A 21366-nucleotide genomic window follows, 5' to 3' on the forward strand; every position below is an offset into this window, starting at 1 on the left:
TTTTACGGACTTTATTTATCAAGGTGATGCGTGCAAATCAACAGACCCAGTGAACAACGCAGGCTAAGAATAGCGCTGATTATCGGCGCTGTTCTGGTACTTGTGTTTATGGCTGCTGATTTAGTGCTATTGCCTAGCAGTATGTACGAACTGTACACCTTCGACCGTCTACTTCTTCAATTCCCTATTATACTTATCGTTGTTGTACTGTCTTTTTGGCGCGAATTCATGCGGTACCGAGCGTACATATTTGCTGGCCTGCTTATAGCGCTTTCCTACAGCAACTATTGGTTAATATGGGTTTGCTGGGAAGAGCACAATTTTATTTTTCCTTACGAAGGCACCATCCTCTATGCATTCTTTTGTGTATTTGCGTTGGGTATTCCATTTAAGCTAGCAACCGCAGCCAATGTTATAAACATTTTGGGGTTTTTAGGGTTGATGTGGTTAGCGCCGGTTTATGGAGACAGGGTTCCTATTTCAGCAGCTTTTGTATCAGGGTCATTATTTATATGCGTGTACGCTCGTTATCGGCTCGATCGCAGTGTACGTATGCTCAAAGAAACTAACGACCGCTTATTGAAGCTTAGCAAGTTCGACCCGCTATCTGACTTACTTAATCGACGCGCTCTGCGAGATCAAAGTGAAAAGTTGTTGGCCTTAAGTAAACGCCATGACGTGTCGATGGCTGTATTAATGCTCGATTTAGATGACTTCAAAAAATACAACGACAGTTTTGGCCATCAGCAGGGTGATGAAGCAATAAAAGAACAAGCGCGTATTATGAAGCAAGTTTTTAAACGGGAAACTGATATTTTGGGCCGCTACGGTGGCGAAGAATTCATTGTTGTTTTAAGCGATATCAGTAAACAGCAGGTTGAAAAGCACGCACAAGCACTATTGGATAAATGGAAGCAGGCTGAATTAAAACATGCCGAGGGAGCAAAGCACCCGTTTATGAGTTGTTCAATTGGTGTTGCTTACGCCAGTTCAGTTGGCGACACTTCCATTGATTGGCTTATCGATGAAGCCGACAAAGTACTTTATGAAGCTAAAGAAAAAGGTAAAGCACAGTATGTAATGACAGAAGCACAGTGCTAGCGTTAACACTGTGCTCTTAATTTAAACTGTACGCTTCGTTTAAAAAATTACAGCTTAAGTATCATTTTTCCGGTGTTTTTACCTTCAAACAGCATATTTAAGCCTTTTTCGGCGTTATTTAAACCTTCAATGGTATGCGCACGGTGCTTTATCTTTCCTTGCTGCACATAAGGTGTGAGTTTTTCTAAAAGCTTTGGAATTTCATCCCAATGGTCTGGCATCGCAAACCCACGAATATTAATGCGCTTCTTAATTAACGGGATCCAATTAGGGCCTGGTGACGGCTCTTCTGATTGATAATCGGCAATCATTCCACACACAACAATACGACCATGGGCATTCATTCTGTTGAATATATGGTGCTGGATAGGACCGCCCGTGTTTTCATAAAATACATCAATTTTATCTGGCGTAAGCTCTACCAGTTTTTCTTCTAAGTCGTCAGTTTTATAATTAATTGCGCCGTCAAAACCTAGCTCGTTGACAATCCAGTCGGCCTTATCGTCACTACCCACTACGCCAATTACGCGAAGTCCGTCTGCTTTTGCTAACTGACCCACAATAGAACCTACAGAGCCTGCTGCACCTGTGACAATAAGTGTCTCGCCTTCCTTAGGTTCGCCAAAGTTATAAAGGCCTGTGGTGGCGGTTAAACCTGGCAGCGCAAATACACATAGTGCCATTTCTTCAGTAACACCTTGCTGAAGCTTGTTAAAGCCTGAGCCATCGCTTAGCACATATTCACTCCAGCCAGTCATACCCATAACCTTGTCGCCAACTGAAAAATCTGGGTTATTAGACTCAACAACTTCGCCCACACCGCTAGAGCGCATAACATCGCCAAGCTCTACAGGAGGAATATAGCTTTCTCTGTCTTCACTCATCCAACCTAACATGGCAGGGTCTAAAGACATGTGGGTTTGCTTTATTAGAATTTGACCGTCTTTTGGCGTTGGTATTTCAAGCTCTTTTGTTTCAAATAGATGAGGGCCAATTTTTCCATCTTCGGGACGCTTGACCAGCGTGATAGCTTTATATGTTGACATTGTATCCTCCTGTAACATGTGAAAGGTTTCTGGTGGTGTGCCTAATGATTTACCTGCTGATTTACCTAATATAGAAACGCAATATGCATAGCTGAGATCACCCACCGACTGTAAAGATAGGGTGGGGCTGATTGTTATAAACACAACCAGTACGGGGTGAAGGCTATAAAATTGAGCGAAAAATGAAGTCAGTAACAATAGTCGCTGGTGAAAGCGGTAGACAACCTTGTTAACAATATCGTGATCTTTAGTTAACTTAACTTTATCAATGTTGCTTATAAATGCGTCGAAGTTGTAGCTAAAATTGTAAATAATGCGATAAAAGTGCGTAAATAACGTTTACTTGCATTGAACAAAACTACTCATATCCGTAGAATGCCTGCTGCAATTTTCCCCTATTACAATGAGTATCTTATGAAGCAACAGTTTTCTTTACGTGCCTCAGTTTGCTTAGCGCTTGCTACCTTAGCCTCTTCTTCTGCGCTAGCAGCTGGTTTCCAAGTTAATGAACACAGTGCAAACGGCCTAGGCCGTGCTATGGCAGGCCAAGCAGCCAAGCCAGAAAATGCCTCTATTTTAGCAACTAACCCTGCAGCAATTGGTGTATTTAAAGAAGCTGAATTTAGTGCATCAGTAAGCTTTATCGACCCAAATGTAGATATTAATGGCGCGGTTACTTATGACCTTGGCGATAATACTGTTGGTGGTGGAGCTGCTCAAGAAGACAACATCGCTGATACTGCTATCGTACCTGGTTTCTTCTATGTTTCGCCTATTAACGATGAACTGTCTGCCGGTGTTGGCGTTTTCACTACTTACGGTCTTCGCTCAGATTACTCAGACGATTTTGGTGCGCTTCACTTCGCTGACACTGCAGAAGTGAAAACTGTAACGGTTAACCCTGCTGTTTCCTATAAAGTGAACAAGCAACTTATGGTTGGCTTTGGTTTGAACATTACATATGCAGAAGCTGAAATCGGCTCTGGCGTCTCAAACACACTTGTAGACACTCTAGTTACTCTAGCGCCAAGAGCTGAAGCACTAGGCGTGACATTGCCAGAGCTGACCGCTGGTAATTCACTATTTAGTATGGAAGGTGATGACATAGGCTTCGGTTGGAACGCTGGCGTTTTCTGGCAGCCGAATGATATGACAAATATCGCGCTTTCATACCGGGCGGAAACAAAATTAGAGCTTGAAGGAAATGTTTCTTCAGAAACGCCTATTTTCCCTATTAACCTGAATCAGCCTGGTAGCTTGGACTTGAACCTTGCAGCTATTACTGAGTTAGCGGTTGATCAAAAAATCGATAACCAATGGTCTGTACAAGCAAGCTTGACGTTTACCGACTGGAGCACGTTTGAGAAGCTTGAAGCTAATCTAGAAGACGGTGTTGATTTCTTGATTAAAGAAGAAAACTTCGATGACTCATGGCGTGCGTCTCTTGGTGTAACTTACATCTTAAATGACGAAATTACCCTTCGTGCTGGCTATGCTTATGACGACGGTGTGGTATCGGTAGAAAACCGCTCACTAAGTATCCCAGACACTGACCGTCACTGGTTCTCTGGTGGTATGACTTACACTATGAGCGAAGATACATCGATTGATCTCGCCTATGTATTCATCGATGGCCGTGAAGCAGACATTAATAAAGACAGAACTATTTTAAGTGATGTTCTTCCTGGTACTAACTTCACTACGAACTTCACTGGTACTCAGTCAGCTACAGCGCACATTCTAAGTGTTCAAATGAACACTCGCTTCTAAAAAAGAAGTTAAGTGCAATAAGAAGGCAGCGTTTTTACGCTGCCTTTTTCGTCTTACGCCAAATTACTTTTTAAGCAAATTTGCCACTAGTCAGTAACTAGATCTGCGCAAATAAATCTTGTAAGCAAGTAATCGCGGCGCTAATTTTGGCGGGCATAAGATCCCGTTTCGGCGTAACCGCATAAACGGTATAGTCAGGCAATTCCCATTCTGTGAAAAGTTGCTTCATCTCACCTGATTTGAGTAAGTGTCTTACCTCTGGTTCAGGCAATACGGCGTAGCCCAGGTTATCTTGGGTAAGCTTAATCAATGTCTGCATTGAATTTACATCAATGCGCTGAGAATCTAATTCAAACTCACCCTTGCTTTCATGTTTCATCACATAGTCTTCAATGTGCCTGTGCACAATGTAGGCATGATCACTTAACTCTTCAGGTGAAGACAAGTTTTCGCTAGCTAGCGGGTGCCCAGTAGAAACACATAGAATTCGCTCCCAGGTAGCAAGCTTCAAACTACTAAAATTCGTGTCAGAAACGGGAGCGAAGCAAAGTACAAGGTCTGCGCTTGATGCAATAATATCTTTAGGTTCGTCGGTAACGGTTAATGATATTGTAATTTTTGGAAATTCTTCACACAGCTTCTTTAATGGTTCACTTAGTAAGCCACCGCCAAAACCTTCAGGTGCGATAATGTTGATTTTACCGGTAGGGTCGTCTTGAAGGCTTTCAATTTTCTGTTGCGCTAGTTCTGCGGTTTGCAGCATTTGTTTACTGGTGTCGTAGTATATGCGTCCGGCTTCAGTGAGACTTAAGCTTCGGGTATTTCGGTTAAAAAGGCTAAGCCCAATATCATGTTCAAGTTTTCGTAACTGTTGGCTAATTGCAGAAACAGTCATGTGTAGCTCGCGGGCTGCAACACTCATGCTACCGCTATCTGACACCGCAATAAAAACCTGTAGAGAGCGAAGTAATTTGGTATTCATGGCGCAGTTAAATCCTTTCTATTGGCCGAAATCTTGTAGGCCTATATTTGTAGCAAATTAAAGACGTTAGCGGACGAATTTTACCTCAGTTAGACGTTAGTGAGCGTTTTTAACTGTGCTCTTTACTCAATACTTACATTAAACAGTGCTTTTAAAATAAATTAAAGCTTTGCGTTAGAATGAAACAAAGCGACTAAAGAGGTTAAAAACTCTATAGTCGCCTTTTTTGGGGGGGGACTAGTTTATGTCAATAAAGCGCTAGCTGGTTGAGGTAATGAGGCTACCGGATAGTTCTGACTAAGTTTATAGTGTTAGTTGCAAGTTTGACTTCAACCAGAAACACAATAAGCGCACTGATTAGAAACATCATTGCCAATATGAATAGCACTATAATCGGCGTTTTCAAATCGACCACCCAGAGTGACCCGGAAAACAGCGCCATAATTACCGTACAAACCATTAGCCCCGAAGCGACACAAAGTCCAATCGCCCAGTTAATGACTTTCACCCTGCGCCACAGTACTTTTATTTCTTTTTTAGAGCGGTCGACAATATGTGGGTCTGACAAGGTATGAATTTGTCTTTCTGCAACTCTAACCCTATCTGATATTCGCCCCAACCGAGACGACATAACGTTTAGGAACCCCGCAATACCGGTAAGTAAAAATACAGGGGCTACAGCGAATTCAATAAGCTGTGAAAGACTCGGAATAAGTGTGTCCAATGATTCCTCCAGCGAACATGGTTTTGTTTTAGTGCAACGGTGTTTAACTAATTGCTTAACTTTTTTGACAACGCACTGCCTACTTAACGTGCAGTATTTATGGCCGTGTGTAGCCAGTGAGTAAGGTAACTACTCATGGCTTTTACAAGGCTTTTAGCCAAGCTCACAGCAAAAATTACAGCAAAGATTGCGCCAAGGGTTTAATCACATAATTGGCTTAGTTATCTGAACATTGCAATAGTTTATCGGTTTTTAACCCATTCATTCACTAATTAACGATACACTAGCGCTAATTGCTAAAAAAACATTTGTCATCATAAGGATAGATAATGCGCTTTGCCCCAAGCTTTCCACTTTCATTGCTAACTACGGCACTGTTATCGTCTGCCGCGCTTGCCCAAGAAACCAATGAGATAGAAAGAATAGAAACTACGTCTTCTCGTATACAAGGTAGTATGAATGCTTCTGGCTACGCGGTATCGTCTATCTCAGAAGAAACGCTTTCACTGCTTTCATTTCAGCATATTCAAGAGTCGCTTAACTATATAGCGGGGGCAGGCGTGCAGCGTGGTAACGGGCAAGAATATCTACCAGCCCTTCGTTCACCCGTGTTAACCGGTGCAGGAGCATGCGGAGGCATTTTAGCCGCAGAAGACGGTATTCCGCTTCGAGCAGCAGGCTTTTGCAATATTAATGAATTGTTTGAGGCCCATGGCGAGCTTGCTGAGCGTATTGACGTAATAAAAGGCCCTGCATCAGTGCTTTACGGGTCTAATGCCATTCACGGTGTTATTAACGTAATCACGCCAGATACCACGCAAGGCGATGGTTTATTAAGTGCTGATTATGGCTCGTATGGCTTTCATCGCATTAAGTTTAAAGAAGGGAAAGACTTCGGTAGTAGCGGTGTAGGTATTGCAGCTAGCGTAACTCGTGACACCGGGTACAGAGATGAAGAAGGCGTGGACCAAGAGAAAGTCTCGCTTCGCCACCGGATTGAGTGGGATAACACGGTTATCACAAGTGGACTTACCTATACCCATTTAGATCAGGAAACGGCTGGATACATAGTAGGGTTTGAAAGTTACAAAGACACGCAAATAGCCAAAAGCAATCCTAATCCCGAGGCGTTTCGAAAGGCAGAAAGTTTCAGGTTGTGGAGTAAACTAGACACCACTTTTAATGGCGGTCACGCCCTTTCAATTACACCTTATGTACGTAACCAAGATATGCGTTTTCGCATGCACTTTCTGCCTGGAAAGCCTCTTGAAACGAATGCACAACAAGGGTTTGGTGTACTGTCCCAATTCAACTACGTTATCAATGACAGCCTAAGTGCAGATATGGGGTTAGACCTTGAGTATACAGAAGGTGAGCTTACCCAATCTCAAGACAGCATTACCGAAGGCTCTGCGTTCTTGGTGGAAACCATACCCGTAGGTAAGCATTACGATTATGATGTAGACGCTACCTTGCTCGCACCGTTCTTTACTTTTAACTGGGAAACTGAGCGTTGGGCTATTTCTGCTGGCGGGCGTTTTGAGTCCATGAAATACGACTACGCCAACAATATGAACGTAGGTCGTGTACGTGAAGATGGCACAGCGTGTGGGTTTGGCGGCTGTAGATATTCCAGGCCTGAAGACAGTGAAAATAATTTTGATAACTTCAGCCCCAAACTCTCAATTCGCTATCAACTAAATGAGCAAACTCAGTTGTTTGGAGGTGTTGCAAGAGGGTATCGCGCCCCTCAGGCTACCGAGCTGTATCGTTTACAGCGTGCGCAGACTGTTACTGATCTTGACTCGGTAACGGCTGATAATATCGAAGTGGGCGTTACAGGTACGCTATTTGACGGCAGCTATACGCTTAGCCTTTATAGCCTGCAAAAAGACAATGTTATCTACCGCGACAGCGACTTTTTCAATGTGAGTAACGGCGAAACTTGGCATAGAGGCGTAGAGCTGGCTTTTGAACAGAAACTTAGCGAGGCGCTGCGCTTAGACTTTGCTGGTACGTATGCCAAGCACACTTATGAACACAGTCAACTTTCAGGTGAACAAGATATCAAAGGTAATGATATCGACACTGCGCCCAAGCTTCAGTTTAATGCTCGCTTAAGCTTTGATGTGTCGAAATCGCTACAAACCCAATTAGAGTGGCAGCATGTTGGACGCTATTTTACCGACGCTGAAAACCTAAACGAGTACGAAGGTCATGATTTAGTGCATGCTCGCGTTCGTTACAGTGTGAGTGACGATATTACGCTGTATGCGCGGGTGAATAACCTATTTGATACGGACTACGCTGATCGCGCTGACTTTACCAGTTTCACTGGGCCGCGTTATTTTCCTGGGCGCCCTAGGAACTACATGATAACGGCGTCGTTTTCTCTATAAGTTTAAATAGATATATGTAATAGATAACTATTAGCCCCAAAAATACAGACTATTGCCGTGTTCCGCTTGTACCCCACAAGCTTCAGGCGTAGTCTGTAGCCATCAGCATGGGTCTCAGTCATGCCATGTATAGCGCTTTTAACGGTAAGGCGGTATAGGTGGAATGATTGTTAATAGGTATACCCATGCAAAAAATAGTAATTGTTGGTGGCGGTGCTGGTGGTCTTGAATTAGCCAGTCGCTTAAGCCGCACCCTCGGGAGAAAGAAACAAGCCGAAATTACCCTTGTCGACCGCAGTCGAACCCATATCTGGAAGCCGCTCTTACATGAAGTGGCAGCTGGTGTAATTGATAAACATTCAGACGGTGTGGACTACGCAATTCACGCTGCGGCTCATCACTATCGTTTCCAATTAGGTGAAATGTGCTCGCTTAACGCGCAAGCGCAAACCATAACCTTGTCCCCTTTAATTGACGAAGAAGGAACACAGGTTTTACCTGAGCGGGAAATTCAATACGACCAACTCGTATTAGCCATAGGCAGTGTGAGTAACGACTTTGGTACTCCAGGGGTTGCAGAGCATTGCTACTTCTTAGATTCACTTAGGCAGGCTGAACGCTTTCACAGAGCGCTACTTAATCAGCTAATCCGCATCAATCAGCAAGAAGATAAAGACGCCAAAATTGATGTCGCCATAGTAGGGGCGGGGGCAACGGGCACTGAGCTAGCCGCGCAACTTCACCATGTGGCGAATTTGTCCAAGGCGTACGGTATGCCAGACATGTCAGCTTCTCGTCTTAAGATTACTATTGTGGAAGCGGGAGAGCGTATATTGCCTGCGCTACCTGAGCGTATAGCAAACTCTGCAAGAAAAGCGCTGCATAAGTTGGGCGTAGACATTAAAGAGCAAACCATGGTGGCAGAAGCCGACGCGAAAGGGCTGATCACAAAAGACGGTGGGCGCATTGACGCTGATTTAATGGTGTGGGCTGCGGGGGTGAAAGCACCGGACTTCATAACAAAGCTTGCGCTTTTTGAAACGAACAGAGCTAATCAAATTCTTGTTGATAAGCAGCTTCGCAGTTCATCTCATAAGAATATTTGGGTGTTAGGCGATTGCTGTGGCTTTCAACAAGAAAATGGCAAGTGGGTGCCACCTCGAGCGCAGTCTGCCCACCAAATGGCGGATATTGTTGCGCATAATATAACGTCGTTATTTACTCAAAAAGACACGAAAGATTTTACTTACAAGGACTATGGATCCTTGGTTCACTTAAGTAAATACAGCACGGTGGGAAGCTTAATGGGCTCGTTATCTAACAGCAGTATGTTTATCGAAGGGCGCTTAGCTAAGCTGGTGTACGTTTCTTTGTATAATATGCACCAATTTGCGGTACACGGGAAAATTAAAGGTGCATTAAAGCTCCTTGTGAAGAAGTTAAGTCAGGCTATTAGCCCTAAGCTGAAACTTCACTAACCACTTTCAGATAATAAAGCCCCTTGTTTGGGGCTTTCTTAAGTCATAAGTTTAGCTCGCTAGAACAAAAGCTAGTTAACTATTGTTTTACGCCTTCAACGTGAAGCTCTAATTCTACCGTTTGTGACGCTGGACCTAAATCATAGTCGATGCCATAATCTTTAAGTGCAATCGTCGTTGTGCCCATAAAGCCTGCACGATAGCCGCCCCATGGGTCTTTGCCTTCGCCAATCTTTTTGGCTTCAATTGTAATAGGCTTTGTCACACCATGAAGCGTGAAGTCACCCATTACATCCATCATGCCGTTGCCTTTATCGACAATTTTTGTACTGACAAACTTCGCCTCTGGAAAGTCGTCAACGTTTAAGAAATCGTCGCTCTTAAGGTGCTTGTCACGCTCTGCGTGGTTTGAGTCGATACTGTCGGTATCGATAGTCACCATAATTTTTGCTGCACTAGGTGCTGCGTCGTCGTAACTAAAAGTACCTTTAAAATCGTTGAAGCGACCAGTAAGCCACGAGTAGCCCAAGTGTTGAATTTTAAAGTTGATAGACGCGTGGGCGCCTTTGCTATCAATCACATAATCTGCGGCGTTAGCGGTGCTTAAAGACAGCGCAGCGGCCAAGGCAAGTGTTAACTTCTTCATCATTTCTCCTTTTTCCTCAATATCATCGAAGCCGTAACATCTGCTTCAGTGTGTCATCGTTACTAACAAAGTGGTGTTTCAGCGCAGCCAGCGCGTGAATGATCGCCAATACAATCACTGACCACGCAATATAAAAATGGGCCTCTCCTGCAATGTCTTCTTGATTTTCAAAGAATTCGCCCATTGCAGGTACAGAAAACCAATTAAATACGTCGATGCTTCTTCCATCGGCCGTTGAAATTAAATAGCCGCTCGCGAATAGCATGATAATCAAGGTGTACAAAAGCCTATGACCTATGCGACTTAACCTTTTTTCTAACGGGGTGCCATGTGACGGCGGCCGTGAAGTAACAACGCGCGTGACTAAGCGAATAACAGTGATGGCAAGCAAGATTAATCCAACACTCTTGTGCCAATGCGGTGCCGTCTTATACCAGTCGCTGTAATATGTGAGGTCGACCATCCACAGCCCTGAAGCAAACATGCCGACAATGGCAATGGCAGATATCCAATGCAAAATAACTATAGGTCTGGACCATCTTGGTTTCATATCACTTCCGTTATTACTTACTTGCAATCAGGTTGTTTAGACCTTCAGTTAATGCGGTATCTCAACCGCTAAATGACCGCTGAAAAAACACCTTATGGATCAGTTGAATGTAGTGTATTTCTAAGTACGTTGGCTAAACATCACATTTAATGGGAGTGTTCGTTCTTGTTTTTAGAACGAATGTACAGCAAACAACCCACCAAACCTGAGTCGCGACACGGTTAGTTTTCGAAGACGCGTCGTTTAATGGTCTATAAAATGCGCTAAACACCTCTATTAAACGCGCTAAATACTCTTATAGTTTAAATAGGCAGTAACAAAAGTGGCTGCTTTGCTTCAATGTTGTTTAGTTCAGTAGAGGTTGTACGCTTTGCGCGTTTCGTACGTTTTGTTGGCCGTTATTCTGCCAGCGTTATTTTCATCACTAGTATCCGTCTCCGTATTGGGAGAGGGAAGAAGTGTGCAAAATATTGCGGGGCAGTCTAACAGTGCAAATACGCTCTCAACTCTCATTAGCGAATGGGAAAGCTCCGCTTTTGAAGTATCTGACGACGACATTGATGATGGCATTTCGTTTGTCGACATCACCAGCGGCTTGGAAAAATACCAGTTTTCGGCTGGTAAAACGATTGATGCAAAAGCCTTTACTAGGCAGCGCGATAACATCATTCGAGGACCGCCTTCTTTCACTTAATCACTTTAAAAAACTTATTTTTTTACTTTTGATTAGGAGAAAGGTATGCACGCCTTAAATCTATATAAAACCGAAGCTATCGATACATTGGCATGGCCGGTTGTTGAAAACACTATTACCGTTAATTCATCTGCCATGGCTGTTTTCACAGACTTTAAGCAGCACCTACCACATGTTCTAGATGCCCGAACACCCGCGACAAAAGTAGAGTCGATTATGCGTCAATCTCATGTTCGTATGATGCTGGTGGTGAACAGTGAAAATCGTTTCATTGGGATTATTACCAGTCATGATGTAGGTGAACAGCAAATCATACAACGTTTAAGCGAGCTTAAAGTCAAACGCGAAGAATTAACGGTTCACGATTTTATGCGCCCTAAAACGTCGCTCATGTCTTTTGACTATACTGAGTTAACGCATTCATCGGTGGGTGATGTGATAGAAACGCTTAAAGATTATGGGCAACATCACTGTCTTGTGATGGACAGAGACAGTCACGAAGTTCGGGGTGTTATCAGCGTGAGCGATATTGCTAGAGAGCTGCGGTTGCCGCTGGATATTCAAGGTCGCCCTACATTTGCGGAGTTGATCACAATTCTTGCGGCATAAACTTCACATTTATAGCATCTATAATATTTTTCGCATTCAATAAATTTTGGACCATACTTTTACTACGCGTTGTACATAACACCGCGTAGTAAAAGGTACTCATCTCATACAGTATCTGAATATGTGCTATTCAATAATTTGCTGGAATAATTAGGTGGTTTAAATGCGGTACGCTCATGGTGAATTTATTGTAACTCGGTGTGGTGACGCCGTCGTAACACAAGCCTACGGACCTTGGAATCAGGAGTGTGTAAAAAGCTTTGGTAAGGAATATCGCACCAGCGCGGAAGGGTTATTTGGAAAGGTGTGGTGTAACATCGTTTGCGTTACTGGAGAGTCACTATTAATACCGGATGCAGAAGCGCTGCTGCGCGAGCGTACGGCGGCAATGCAACCTTTGGGGTTGACCCACATAGCGGTTGTATTAGGTGACTCGACGGCAAAGGCAACGACCAAAGGTCAACTCAAACGTGTGTACAACGGGCTCAATGTTGAATTTACGTTTGTTGAATTTATTGAAAATGCAGTTGAGTGGATGCAGGACAACGGATTTAACATAGATTCAGAAGGCATTTCATCGCATCTAGCAAAAGTAGCATCGAAGTAACTCTCTCAATTTCATAAGCACTACTAACTTGGTATGTATTTCGCACAGTAGCTTGCAAAGAGTTAAAAATATCTCATCAAAATTGTTCGATGAAAGAGGCGAAATTATGAATAGATCACCGTTTCCTACCAGTGTTGTTACAAAAGCATTTACTTGGGCTTATCAAGAACTTGGGTTAAATGTAAAGCAAGCTTCTGAAATATTAGGTATTTCTCCTTCATCTCTTGCGCAAACTACCTTGCTTGGTTTTGAAAGCGGCACAGCGGAGTACCGAAAGCAGCTTGCATTTATTCGTATGTATCATTTACTCATTTCATTGTCAGAAGGGGACAGTGAACAAATGAAAACTTGGTTTAGTAGCTACAATATTACGCTTGAATCGACCCCTTTTGAGATGTGTAAGGAATACGATGGTATTGAGCGTGTGGCTGACCAGCTGCGTAAATTAAAACAGACTGAATCTGGCAGACAAAACGCGCTGGCTATTGTTGAGTTCTCTCACAATGCTCACACTTCAAAAATGGGCGCTGTGTTTCATTAGTCGGCTTGTCGCGCTTTACTGTCAATCTCGACAATAAAGTCTGCACAGATTTGCGCCTGAGTAATGGGTATCATGTGACCAGCGTCAGGAATTACTTTATGTTCAGCCGAGTCTATTGCCGAAGTGACAGCTTCGATATGCTCACTTGGCTTTAAAATAGTGTCCTTTTCACCATATAAGACGCCTACAGGACATTGGATTTCGCCATAAGATGACTGTTGTCTATGCAAACTGCCTTGTGCAGAGACAGTGTCTCGGCTTCCTTCATAAAAACTGCGAGAGTGAAGCGCAAGCAAACCACCTCCTTCAACAGAGAATGAAGCAGGCACAGGTTCTGGGTGAAAAATTTGCGCTACTTGCTTTCTACCCAACTTTGCTCTTAACGGGCTGGCGATGGTTTTCGCTACACTATTGCGCACGAATTCATTAGGTATATACAGTACGGAAAGTGGGCCTGCACCACCTTTAAGTGGCGTAGTTAACGGGCATAGCAATGACACAGAAGTGATTTTTTCAGGCGCGTCTATAGCCATTCTTAATGCAATACCCCCGCCCATCGAGTGACCCGCAATACTCGCTTTTTCAATGCCTTCTTTTTCCATCCATTCTAATAACATTTTGCTTTGCTGCTCAAAGCTGGCTGATGTGGTTTTGTATCGACTAGAAAAGCCGCTTCCAGGGCGGTCTACGGAATAAACCGTGTACTGCTGCGCGAGGGTTTTGGCTAATTCATTAAAGTTGTTACTATTGCCCAGTAAGCCGTGGATTAGTAAGAGTGATGGCCCATTTCCTTGTTTTTGCCAGTGAATAATTCCTCCCTCGACAGGAGTAAGCTTTCCCGAAGGCCTAAACGATGACTCTATGCTGCTATCCATTTTTGCAGTAAACCAAATAAGACCTACAAAGATACAAATAACGATAAGTAAAATAGTCAGCATGCTGTGTTTCCAAGATAGGGGATAAATTAACCTATCGGGTTACCTTTTAACGGTCAAGTAAGCGATGAGTTATAGTCGCAAGTCATTAGCGTGATAAAGACGCAGTAAAAATAATACGCCATGCCACTAAGAGTATAGGAACTGATATGGAATTAACGATAACTAGCTCTATCTCGATAGATGAGGACGAAGCCGAACTTCAGGCTATTCGCGCTCAAGGTAGCGGGGGGCAAAACGTCAATAAGGTAAGTAGCGCAATACATCTGCGATTTGATATCAATAAGTCGACGTTACCCGATAAGCTTAAAGCCAAATTACTGAATGCAAAAGATAGTCGCGTTACTAACGACGGTGTTTTTGTACTTAAAGCACAAAATTTTCGCACTCAAGAACAAAATAGAGAAGATGCATTAGCGCGCCTTGTCGCGTGGATAAAGGCGGCAACCGTAGAACAAAAGCCGCGTATAAAAACTAAGGTAAGCCGAGCAGCTAAAGCCCGTCGTTTAGATGTAAAAAAACAACAGGGCGCGAAAAAATCTATGCGTAAGAAAGTGGAATTTTAAACAAAACTATTCTAAAGTATTAAGCCTGTTAGATGTCATTTCGCAAGACAACGGAAAATTCTTACAATAACAAATGAATGTGTCTTGTGCTTGTGCTAATTATTGGAACTTAGGGAAGCATACAAAGTGACGCGTTCGAACGTAATTCCTATGGTGCTATTTGCAGCCATAGTAGTTTCGCTTGGGATTAATACACCGCAAGCCGCAAACGAGATTATTGCTCGTTTGTTCAACAAATCTATATCTAATACCGAGCTTCAGCCTTCTCAGGAGGATGTTGATCGTTTTCAGTCAATTCTCACTGACAAATCAGAAAAAGAAGTTCGCGATATTTTAGTCCAACGTGCGCTTGGTAATAAAATTACTGAATCTGTACTTTCGGATTTCGCAGATAAAAACGCTATAGAGCCCAACGACAGCGAAATTCAGTCTGCTTATTCCGTTATTAAGTTATGGACCGTTGACTTAGATAGTGATGGCACTTATCAAGATGAAGAACTAGAGCGTTACCGTCTTGCAATGGCTGAAGGTATGGCAAAAAGCTGGAAAGTATCTAAAGCGCTGTATGAAGCCTATGGCGGTGATGTGGTTTTTCAACAAGACAACCCTTTAACACCTGTAGGTGCTTACCAAAAACTGTTTGAGCAGTATCGAGAACAAGGTGAGTTTGTCATTTACGACCCTGTCTTCAAAGCCGCGTTTTGGAGTTCGGTAAAAATGAAATATGCTAAAACCTACGACCCGGAAAATATAGATTACTCTCTTCCCTGGTGGGAAAAGAGCATGACTGCTTCAGAAAAATAGTTTAAAGAAAGCCCTGTTTTTACAGGGCTTTTTTATTCTTTGCGAAAAAATAACTCCTCAGCGGAATAAAACCTTTCATCTAATCGTTATCTCAGTGTCCTTTATGAATAACGGAGATAATCGGATGAAAAAGTTAAATACTGCAATTGCATTGGCTTTAGGTATGGCGTCAACGTCAGTGTTGGCTCAAGAAGCAACCTTTTCGGCAAACACTTCAGCTAATGCTTCAACGTCTACATCAGTTTCTCTAACAAATGGTGCAAACGCCCAAGCTGCAGCTCAATCAAGTATGCAGACATCGGCACAAGGCGACACAGTTACTCCAAGCCAAATGTCTACCGAAAGTTCTGCTAATGCTAGTGGACAGCTATTGGCAAGCCACACAGGCAGTGACTTATCAAGCGGGCAAGAATTGAATCAAGCTCCTGAAGTCAATACCGAAGAAAGCACTGAAGGCAGCTCAGATCAAGCAGCGGCAAATGAAGTAGCACAAACGACTACTTCAAACACTAACCTCTTGGCAAATAGCGCTCAACAGCTGTCTACAAACGCAACATCTTCACTGCTTTCTAACTCGCAGGCTTCTCTTGAAGGCGTTGTTTCAGCGACATCAGACACGGCGAATTTAATGACAGCATCGGTGACAGGAACGCTTACGGGTAACGTGTCTGGTTCGACTTCAGCTTTGTCGTCAGCATTAGGATCTGTTGAACCGAATACCCAGCCAGAAGGTGAAGTGGAAAATGCTGCAGCAAGCACGGCTTCGGGAGCCGCTCAAAGTGCAGTAGAGGGAACCGTGACCAACACAGTAACGGGTACGGTGACCAATACTGTAACTGGCACTGTCGCTACCGCCGTCGAAGGGGCGATTGCTGCAACGGTAGCAAGCAATGTAGGAAATACGGTAGAGAGTACAGTCCAAAGCACTGTAGCGAACACTGTAGAAAGCACGGTAGAGGCATCGGTTGCAAACACTGTGGAAAGCACAGTAAACGATAACGTTGCTTCAAATATCTCGGGTGCATTAGGTCTTTAACGTATGGGCCTCAACGGTTAGGAGGAGGGAGAGCTCCCCTCCTAACTTCCTCGCACAACCCATTCATAGTTGAAAACACCGAGTTTCACTTTCTCTGTAGTAGGTAGTAATAATGAAAACCCCACCACTTCAACGTTCACTCAAGAAAATTTTATTTACCCTGGATAGTCGCAAATGCATCGGTCTTGCTACGGTTACCGCATTAATAGCCAGCAGTGTAGCCTATGCAAGCAACGACAGTCAGTCAAAAGTAACTAATGATGCAAGAAGTACGGATGAAGAGAAGCAAGCGATCGCGTTTTCAGGCTCTGGTTATGTAGGCTATCGCCACGATAGTAACGTAAGTGTCAGTGAGCTGGACACAAATTCTAATGTGGACGACAGCGCTGTACAGTCAAAAGCACTGTTAAAAGTTTCAGTGAAGCCCTCTAACAAGTGGGAAAATGAGCTCTCGATAAGTCAGGCAAATACCAAATACCAAACCCTCAGCGAATTTGATCTCGGGCTTACCACTTTATCTGCAAGCACTATGTATACGTTAGACTTTGCAAAACTAGGCGCACATTACTATCACGCCAGCGCTAAGCTTGATGGGCACGATTTTCTTACCTATCAACAATATGGTTTATCTGCGGGAAAACTGGTAGGACAGCGAGCTTATTTGCGTATTAGTAGCGACCTTATCGACAAGAAGTTTGAGAACACGCCAGAGGACACACCAATTCGTGATAGTGAAGCTGTTGCCGTACGCAGTGACCTGTTTTACTTTTTTGAAGGGGAAGATTTTTTTCAAATTGCCCTTAAATACCAAAATGAAGATGCGCAGGACAATGCGTTTGATTATACAGGGAAGGGAATTGACCTTGCCTATACTTATCCATTTACGGTGTTTAGTAAGCCGCTTGAGCTCAAGGTTGCTTATCAGCTAGACGTGCGCGATTACGCTTCAGAACAAGATGGAGGTATAGGCAGGGAAGACGACAGGCACCTTGTTGAAATGAGTGCAGACTACGCCGTTTATGATCATGTGGATATCAAATTGTCTACCCAATACGGAGACTTTGCTTCTACAGTCGATGGAGCGAACTATCAAGAAACCACTGCTGAATTAGGCATTAACGTTCATTTCTAGTGAGCGTTAATGCGAATATGAATACGGCTATATTTTTAAGGCAGTACGCCAAAGCCAAATACCTTGTCCCGTCCTGGGTTGCCAGCATCTAAAGCTATTTTCTGCATTTTTAACAAGGCGTCGTGTCTTTGTTGCTCTGTGCGGAAAAAACAGGCGTACAGCGCAGTGGCACGAGGGGAAGCCATTGAGGTTCCTGTTTGCCTAACCGTTTTTCCATTAGGGTGTGCGGCATCAACCGATACGCCAAATGCAGCGAAATCTACATAGTCACCTTGGTTGGCCCATCTGTATATTGCATGTGATTTATCCACTGCGGTTATGCCAAGTGTCTCTGGGTAGGCTGCAGGATATAAGGGTAAAGAGGCTGGCCCTTCGTTACCTACAGCTGCAATAACTTGTATGCCGTTTGTATCTAACTGTTGTATAACACGCGCTAAAATAGGATTGTCGGGCCCTGCAAGGCTCATGTTTATGGCATCAACCTGCTGTGATGCTAAATAGTTAAGGCCTTCAATTAACGACATAAGCGTTGCACCTTGGCTAACACTATTGCGCGAGTAAAATACACTAGCGTTAAATACTTGGCTTGACTCAGGTAGCGACGCCGCTATTAAGCTTGCTACTGCTGTACCGTGATCTGAGGAAAAGGCTACGGTATTTTCTTGGGAAGATGGCTGCCCTATACCTTTTTCATCACCTTCACTGCTCATATTGCTATCTTGATCATGCTCATTCTTCTGGCTTTGACCAACAATAAAAGAGGCTTGTTTTAGGCTGATGTGCGACAGCATTGGGTGGGTAGACACAACATGGGTATCAACCATCCCGATGCGCAAGGGTGTCGAACAAGATTCAAATTTTTGCGGTGATGCTTTTGACTCATGTTTAAGCTCTGGTTCGCTTTTGTTCGTAGCCACTTCGTTTTGGGATAAGTAAATATGATTACGTCCTATTTGAGACTGCAGGTTTTTAGGTAAGCTGTTGCGAATATACGACACTTCATCTTCATCCCCTGTTACCTTTACTTTATAAAGCCACTGAGAGAGTGCAGGTAAAAACTGTGCCTCTAGTATTTCTATATTCGTGCCATTGAAATATGCTTTATCGGCTTCCTCACCTATAAAAAGCCACTCCTTTTCAACGGCAAGAAAACCATTTTCTAACCTAACTTCTTTGATAATTTTCTGACCCGACGCAGATAATATAGTCGTGGCCGTAGGAGCAACAAATTGGGGAGCGGGGACCTTGCCAACAACGCCTGAAGCCAATGAAGATAGGCCTCTGGCGCCATCGATAGACGTTTGCACCTTTCGTCTTGCTTCCTCTCGAATGCTCTTCAATTCCGAGGGCGCTCTATCAATTATTGGGCGCACCGGTGGAACCACTTGATTCAATGTTCCTGTAAGTTGCGCTTGGGAGATAGATGCTGCCAACAAGCCTACTATCCCGACAAAGAGTGTGTACTTCATTTTGCTACCTTACTGAATACATGGGAGCAGTTCAGTGCCTTGAGAAGGAATGGCATAAATTGTGCCATGGTCATAAATAGAGTCTAAGTCACTGCTGCCATTTTATGTAGTGACGAATAGAAAGAAGAAAAATTCCGCTGAGTGTCGAAGAAGGGCTGATAACCTAAATTCACAAAAGCTTGAAATAAATTGTTATTCAACGGAATAAAAATACTCGTGGCTCGTTAATAGAGTATTGATAACGGAAATCTTCACGAAGGTACATGAAAATGAAAGATGAGTTGACCGAACTCGTCCCGTCATTACGAAAGTTTGCATACTCATTGACGGGTAACATACATGATGCTGATGATTTGCTTCAGAACACGCTAGAACGATTATTGAGTAAACCCATCCCTGAGCAAGTTACACTAATGGCATGGGCATTTAGAGTGTGCCGAAATTGCTGGATAGACGAATACAGGGCGAAGAAAGTGAGAACTAACGCTAGCGATACCCTTTCATATGAAGCGCAATCAGCAAATGATCATGTAGATATGGATGAAACGGTAACCCACTCTATGACATTGAAGCAGGTTTCAAGCGCCATGGATGAACTGCCTTGTGAGCAAAGAGAAACCCTCTCTTTGGTGGCAGTACAGGGAATGAGTTATGCCGACGCATCTGAAGTTTTACAGGTGCCAGCAGGGACTATAATGAGCCGTCTTGCCAGAGCCAGAACAAAAATATCAAAATTACTAAACGGGCAAAATGAGGTGCTATCGTGATCTTATCTGACGAAAAACTCTCTGCTTTCTTAGATGGAGAGCTTGATGCTGGAGAAATGGATACGGTTCGCGAGGCGATAGCACATGACGTAACGGTTTCTGACCGTCTTGCCGCACTTGCAGAAGTAGACAGAGTAGTAAAAGTGGCTGCAGAAAAGGCGACTGCAGTTGCGCTCCCTAAAGAAATCGTCGCGCTTTTGAGTGATGAAAGTCGCTTAAGTGAGAAAAGCGCAATACAGGGGCGTAGTGAACGTTTAAATGGAGAGGACTCAGCAAACCAAAGCACAGCGGAAAATGTGAGGCCGTTTCCTCAAAAAATGAATACAGCTGATGGCGCAAGCGGTGGACAAGCAAAGTGGAAAGGAGTTTCTTCAATTGCTGCCATAGCTGCAAGCGTGGCGGTTTTAGCTGGTTTGGTATTCTTTAATCAACGAGGTGCTGATACTTCACAACCTTCACACTGGGCTAATGTGTCGTCTGTGCTCGACAGTAATTTGAGTGGAGAGACTACCTCGTTTGAATCTGGCATAACCGTAACGCCTAAACTGTCTTTTTTAAACACTGACTTCAACTTTTGCCGACAGGCTGAAGTGACGTCTCAAGATGAACTAAATGTAATGATAGTTTGTAAAGACAAGCAAGGCGGCTGGCAACTTGCGGCCAGTAAGTTGGATGAGTTAGGCGCAAATACGGGGCAATATCAGACGGCTACTAGCGCCAAACTGTTAGAAGATAAGTTAGATATGATGATGGCGTCCGCGCCATTAAACCGAGAGCAAGAAAAAAACGCAATTGAAGCAACTTGGCTAGCTGAGAAAGCCGAAGGAGTAGATGATGAAAACTAAAATTATGTTAGTACTTGCGGTATTGATTATGGCGGGCTGTGCAAGTCAACCTGATTATAGACAAGCAGATAAAGGCGGTTTTGGTTACAACGAAAGTAAGTTAAGTGATACCCAATACCGCGTACATTTTAAGGCAAAAGGAACAGATAAAGGGAAAGCCATGGACTATGCGATGTTGCGCGCTGCTGAGCTAACCCTACTGGAAGGCTATGACTGGTTTGTCGTTACCGACCGCGAAACCTTAGTAGACAAAGAAACGGTGCAGACCACGCCAACTACCGGCTTTAGCCAACGTTACGCACGCGTCACTGACTGTGGTGTACTAACTTGCCGTACGTCTTATCACCCCACTAGCCAATTTGAAACCGGAGTGTTTGTCGGGGGCTCTCAAAAAAGTGAAATCGAGAGTATTCTAAGCATAGAGCTGGGTAGAGGCACTCGGCCTACTTCGGCAACCAGTTTTGATGCTAGAGAAGTACGTGAAAATCTACAGCCGAAGGTAGATGAGTAAGTTATTTTTATCACTTGGAGCCGATAAGAAACGGCTAATAGATGGGCAAGCTTATCTTATTAGCCCGCCACAGCATTAGTCTTTAATACTGCATTAAAAACAAACAAAAAAGGCCACAACATTATGTTGTGGCCCTTTAGAATTTGCGATAACA

Annotated in this window: 22 protein-coding genes; 15 read left to right on the plus strand and 7 right to left on the minus strand. The window is 43.7% G+C overall.

Annotated elements, in window-relative coordinates; translation table 11 throughout:
- The first annotated feature begins 30 nt into the window (after window positions 1–30).
- A complete protein-coding gene (locus ACYX4N_RS02665) occupies window positions 31–1101 on the plus strand; it encodes a GGDEF domain-containing protein (protein ID WP_476055533.1) in 1071 nt (356 codons plus the stop codon).
- Between the two features lie 47 nt (window positions 1102–1148).
- Here ACYX4N_RS02665 and ACYX4N_RS02670 read toward each other — a convergent pair whose 3' ends face one another.
- Window positions 1149–2147, minus strand: a complete 999-nt coding sequence (locus ACYX4N_RS02670) for an NADP-dependent oxidoreductase (RefSeq protein ID WP_476055534.1) — start codon at window positions 2145–2147, stop codon at window positions 1149–1151.
- Between the two features lie 414 nt (window positions 2148–2561).
- Between ACYX4N_RS02670 and ACYX4N_RS02675 the strand changes: the two genes are divergently transcribed.
- Window positions 2562–3917, plus strand: coding sequence for an OmpP1/FadL family transporter (locus ACYX4N_RS02675; RefSeq protein ID WP_474856626.1), 1356 nt, complete (start codon window positions 2562–2564; stop codon window positions 3915–3917).
- A 97-nt stretch (window positions 3918–4014) separates the two neighbouring features.
- On the opposite strand, the gene ACYX4N_RS02680 is transcribed toward ACYX4N_RS02675, so the two are convergent.
- Both ACYX4N_RS02680 and ACYX4N_RS02685 read right to left on the minus strand, forming a co-directional pair.
- Window positions 4015–4899: a LysR family transcriptional regulator gene (locus tag ACYX4N_RS02680; RefSeq protein ID WP_474856625.1), complete on the minus strand. Its 885-nt coding sequence runs from the start codon at window positions 4897–4899 to the stop codon at window positions 4015–4017.
- Between the two features lie 280 nt (window positions 4900–5179).
- Window positions 5180–5623 (minus strand): DUF2721 domain-containing protein, encoded by a 444-nt coding sequence (locus tag ACYX4N_RS02685; protein WP_118491429.1) that lies wholly within the window; start codon window positions 5621–5623, stop codon window positions 5180–5182.
- 329 nt (window positions 5624–5952) lie between these two features.
- Here ACYX4N_RS02685 and ACYX4N_RS02690 point away from each other — a divergent pair, with 329 nt between their 5' ends.
- Both ACYX4N_RS02690 and ACYX4N_RS02695 read left to right on the plus strand, forming a co-directional pair.
- A complete protein-coding gene (locus ACYX4N_RS02690) occupies window positions 5953–8022 on the plus strand; it encodes a TonB-dependent receptor (RefSeq protein WP_476055535.1) in 2070 nt (689 codons plus the stop codon).
- Window positions 8023–8207: 185 nt separating this feature from the next.
- Window positions 8208–9500 (plus strand): NAD(P)/FAD-dependent oxidoreductase, encoded by a 1293-nt coding sequence (locus ACYX4N_RS02695; protein WP_476055536.1) that lies wholly within the window; start codon window positions 8208–8210, stop codon window positions 9498–9500.
- Window positions 9501–9579: 79 nt separating this feature from the next.
- On the opposite strand, the gene ACYX4N_RS02700 is transcribed toward ACYX4N_RS02695, so the two are convergent.
- The gene (locus tag ACYX4N_RS02700; RefSeq protein ID WP_014951192.1) at window positions 9580–10146 is read right to left on the minus strand and encodes a YceI family protein; all 567 of its coding nucleotides are present in this window, start codon (window positions 10144–10146) and stop codon (window positions 9580–9582) included.
- Window positions 10147–10168: 22 nt separating this feature from the next.
- Window positions 10169–10696: a cytochrome b gene (locus ACYX4N_RS02705; RefSeq protein WP_476055537.1), complete on the minus strand. Its 528-nt coding sequence runs from the start codon at window positions 10694–10696 to the stop codon at window positions 10169–10171.
- Window positions 10697–11156: 460 nt separating this feature from the next.
- On the opposite strand from ACYX4N_RS02705, the gene ACYX4N_RS02710 reads away from it, so the two are divergent.
- The 4 genes from ACYX4N_RS02710 (at window position 11157) to ACYX4N_RS02725 (ending at window position 13147) form a co-directional block, all read left to right on the plus strand.
- Window positions 11157–11390: a hypothetical protein gene (locus tag ACYX4N_RS02710; RefSeq protein WP_039233726.1), complete on the plus strand. Its 234-nt coding sequence runs from the start codon at window positions 11157–11159 to the stop codon at window positions 11388–11390.
- Window positions 11391–11435: 45 nt separating this feature from the next.
- The gene (locus tag ACYX4N_RS02715; RefSeq protein ID WP_476055538.1) at window positions 11436–11999 is read left to right on the plus strand and encodes a CBS domain-containing protein; all 564 of its coding nucleotides are present in this window, start codon (window positions 11436–11438) and stop codon (window positions 11997–11999) included.
- Window positions 12000–12162: 163 nt separating this feature from the next.
- Window positions 12163–12606 carry a hypothetical protein gene (locus ACYX4N_RS02720; RefSeq protein ID WP_474803859.1) on the plus strand — a complete coding sequence of 148 codons (444 nt, stop codon included), beginning with the start codon at window positions 12163–12165 and terminating at the stop codon, window positions 12604–12606.
- Window positions 12607–12712: 106 nt separating this feature from the next.
- Window positions 12713–13147 (plus strand): hypothetical protein, encoded by a 435-nt coding sequence (locus ACYX4N_RS02725; protein WP_474803861.1) that lies wholly within the window; start codon window positions 12713–12715, stop codon window positions 13145–13147.
- Here ACYX4N_RS02725 and ACYX4N_RS02730 read toward each other — a convergent pair.
- On the minus strand, window positions 13144–14085 hold the full coding sequence (locus tag ACYX4N_RS02730) for an alpha/beta fold hydrolase (protein WP_476055539.1): 942 nt from the start codon (window positions 14083–14085) through the stop codon (window positions 13144–13146). The two genes, ACYX4N_RS02725 and ACYX4N_RS02730, sit on opposite strands and share 4 nt — an antisense overlap.
- A gap of 146 nt (window positions 14086–14231) precedes the next feature.
- Between ACYX4N_RS02730 and arfB the strand changes: the two genes are divergently transcribed.
- The 4 genes from arfB (at window position 14232) to ACYX4N_RS02750 (ending at window position 17620) form a co-directional block, all read left to right on the plus strand.
- Window positions 14232–14648, plus strand: coding sequence for an alternative ribosome rescue aminoacyl-tRNA hydrolase ArfB (gene arfB / locus ACYX4N_RS02735; RefSeq protein ID WP_476055540.1), 417 nt, complete (start codon window positions 14232–14234; stop codon window positions 14646–14648).
- Window positions 14649–14774: 126 nt separating this feature from the next.
- Complete coding sequence (locus ACYX4N_RS02740; RefSeq protein WP_476055541.1) at window positions 14775–15452, plus strand: SurA N-terminal domain-containing protein; 678 nt, start codon at window positions 14775–14777, stop codon at window positions 15450–15452.
- 124 nt (window positions 15453–15576) lie between these two features.
- Window positions 15577–16488: a hypothetical protein gene (locus ACYX4N_RS02745; RefSeq protein WP_476055542.1), complete on the plus strand. Its 912-nt coding sequence runs from the start codon at window positions 15577–15579 to the stop codon at window positions 16486–16488.
- A gap of 112 nt (window positions 16489–16600) precedes the next feature.
- Entirely contained in the window at window positions 16601–17620 is a 1020-nt protein-coding gene (locus ACYX4N_RS02750; protein ID WP_476055543.1) for an outer membrane beta-barrel protein, read from the plus strand.
- Between the two features lie 35 nt (window positions 17621–17655).
- Here ACYX4N_RS02750 and ACYX4N_RS02755 read toward each other — a convergent pair whose 3' ends face one another.
- Window positions 17656–19089 (minus strand): S8 family serine peptidase, encoded by a 1434-nt coding sequence (locus ACYX4N_RS02755; RefSeq protein WP_476055544.1) that lies wholly within the window; start codon window positions 19087–19089, stop codon window positions 17656–17658.
- Window positions 19090–19358: 269 nt separating this feature from the next.
- Here ACYX4N_RS02755 and ACYX4N_RS02760 point away from each other — a divergent pair, with 269 nt between their 5' ends.
- From ACYX4N_RS02760 to ACYX4N_RS02770, 3 genes are read left to right on the plus strand one after another with little or no spacing between them, the layout of a single operon-like run.
- Window positions 19359–19856 carry an RNA polymerase sigma factor gene (locus ACYX4N_RS02760; RefSeq protein WP_474803878.1) on the plus strand — a complete coding sequence of 166 codons (498 nt, stop codon included), beginning with the start codon at window positions 19359–19361 and terminating at the stop codon, window positions 19854–19856.
- On the plus strand, window positions 19853–20701 hold the full coding sequence (locus ACYX4N_RS02765) for an anti-sigma factor family protein (RefSeq protein ID WP_476055545.1): 849 nt from the start codon (window positions 19853–19855) through the stop codon (window positions 20699–20701). Before ACYX4N_RS02760 ends, ACYX4N_RS02765 begins: the two co-directional genes overlap by 4 nt.
- Window positions 20691–21212 carry a CC0125/CC1285 family lipoprotein gene (locus ACYX4N_RS02770; protein WP_474856611.1) on the plus strand — a complete coding sequence of 174 codons (522 nt, stop codon included), beginning with the start codon at window positions 20691–20693 and terminating at the stop codon, window positions 21210–21212. The genes ACYX4N_RS02765 and ACYX4N_RS02770 overlap by 11 nt, the downstream gene beginning before the upstream one ends.
- Window positions 21213–21366: the final 154 nt, after the last annotated feature.

The organism is Alteromonas sp. ABH4_452 (assembly GCF_056311825.1).

Coding starts and splice junctions, on each gene's coding strand:
- ACYX4N_RS02690 (WP_476055535.1), top strand. CDS start 5,953: ATGCGCTTTGCCCCAAGCTTTCCACTTTCATTGCTAACTACGGCACTG.
- ACYX4N_RS02700 (WP_014951192.1), bottom strand. CDS start 10,146: ATGAAGAAGTTAACACTTGCCTTGGCCGCTGCGCTGTCTTTAAGCACC.
- ACYX4N_RS02745 (WP_476055542.1), top strand. CDS start 15,577: ATGAAAAAGTTAAATACTGCAATTGCATTGGCTTTAGGTATGGCGTCA.
- ACYX4N_RS02695 (WP_476055536.1), top strand. CDS start 8,208: ATGCAAAAAATAGTAATTGTTGGTGGCGGTGCTGGTGGTCTTGAATTA.
- arfB (WP_476055540.1), top strand. CDS start 14,232: ATGGAATTAACGATAACTAGCTCTATCTCGATAGATGAGGACGAAGCC.
- ACYX4N_RS02750 (WP_476055543.1), top strand. CDS start 16,601: ATGAAAACCCCACCACTTCAACGTTCACTCAAGAAAATTTTATTTACC.
- ACYX4N_RS02755 (WP_476055544.1), bottom strand. CDS start 19,089: ATGAAGTACACACTCTTTGTCGGGATAGTAGGCTTGTTGGCAGCATCT.
- ACYX4N_RS02715 (WP_476055538.1), top strand. CDS start 11,436: ATGCACGCCTTAAATCTATATAAAACCGAAGCTATCGATACATTGGCA.
- ACYX4N_RS02770 (WP_474856611.1), top strand. CDS start 20,691: ATGAAAACTAAAATTATGTTAGTACTTGCGGTATTGATTATGGCGGGC.
- ACYX4N_RS02760 (WP_474803878.1), top strand. CDS start 19,359: ATGAAAGATGAGTTGACCGAACTCGTCCCGTCATTACGAAAGTTTGCA.
- ACYX4N_RS02680 (WP_474856625.1), bottom strand. CDS start 4,899: ATGAATACCAAATTACTTCGCTCTCTACAGGTTTTTATTGCGGTGTCA.
- ACYX4N_RS02725 (WP_474803861.1), top strand. CDS start 12,713: ATGAATAGATCACCGTTTCCTACCAGTGTTGTTACAAAAGCATTTACT.
- ACYX4N_RS02720 (WP_474803859.1), top strand. CDS start 12,163: ATGCGGTACGCTCATGGTGAATTTATTGTAACTCGGTGTGGTGACGCC.
- ACYX4N_RS02705 (WP_476055537.1), bottom strand. CDS start 10,696: ATGAAACCAAGATGGTCCAGACCTATAGTTATTTTGCATTGGATATCT.
- ACYX4N_RS02730 (WP_476055539.1), bottom strand. CDS start 14,085: ATGCTGACTATTTTACTTATCGTTATTTGTATCTTTGTAGGTCTTATT.
- ACYX4N_RS02670 (WP_476055534.1), bottom strand. CDS start 2,147: ATGTCAACATATAAAGCTATCACGCTGGTCAAGCGTCCCGAAGATGGA.
- ACYX4N_RS02675 (WP_474856626.1), top strand. CDS start 2,562: ATGAAGCAACAGTTTTCTTTACGTGCCTCAGTTTGCTTAGCGCTTGCT.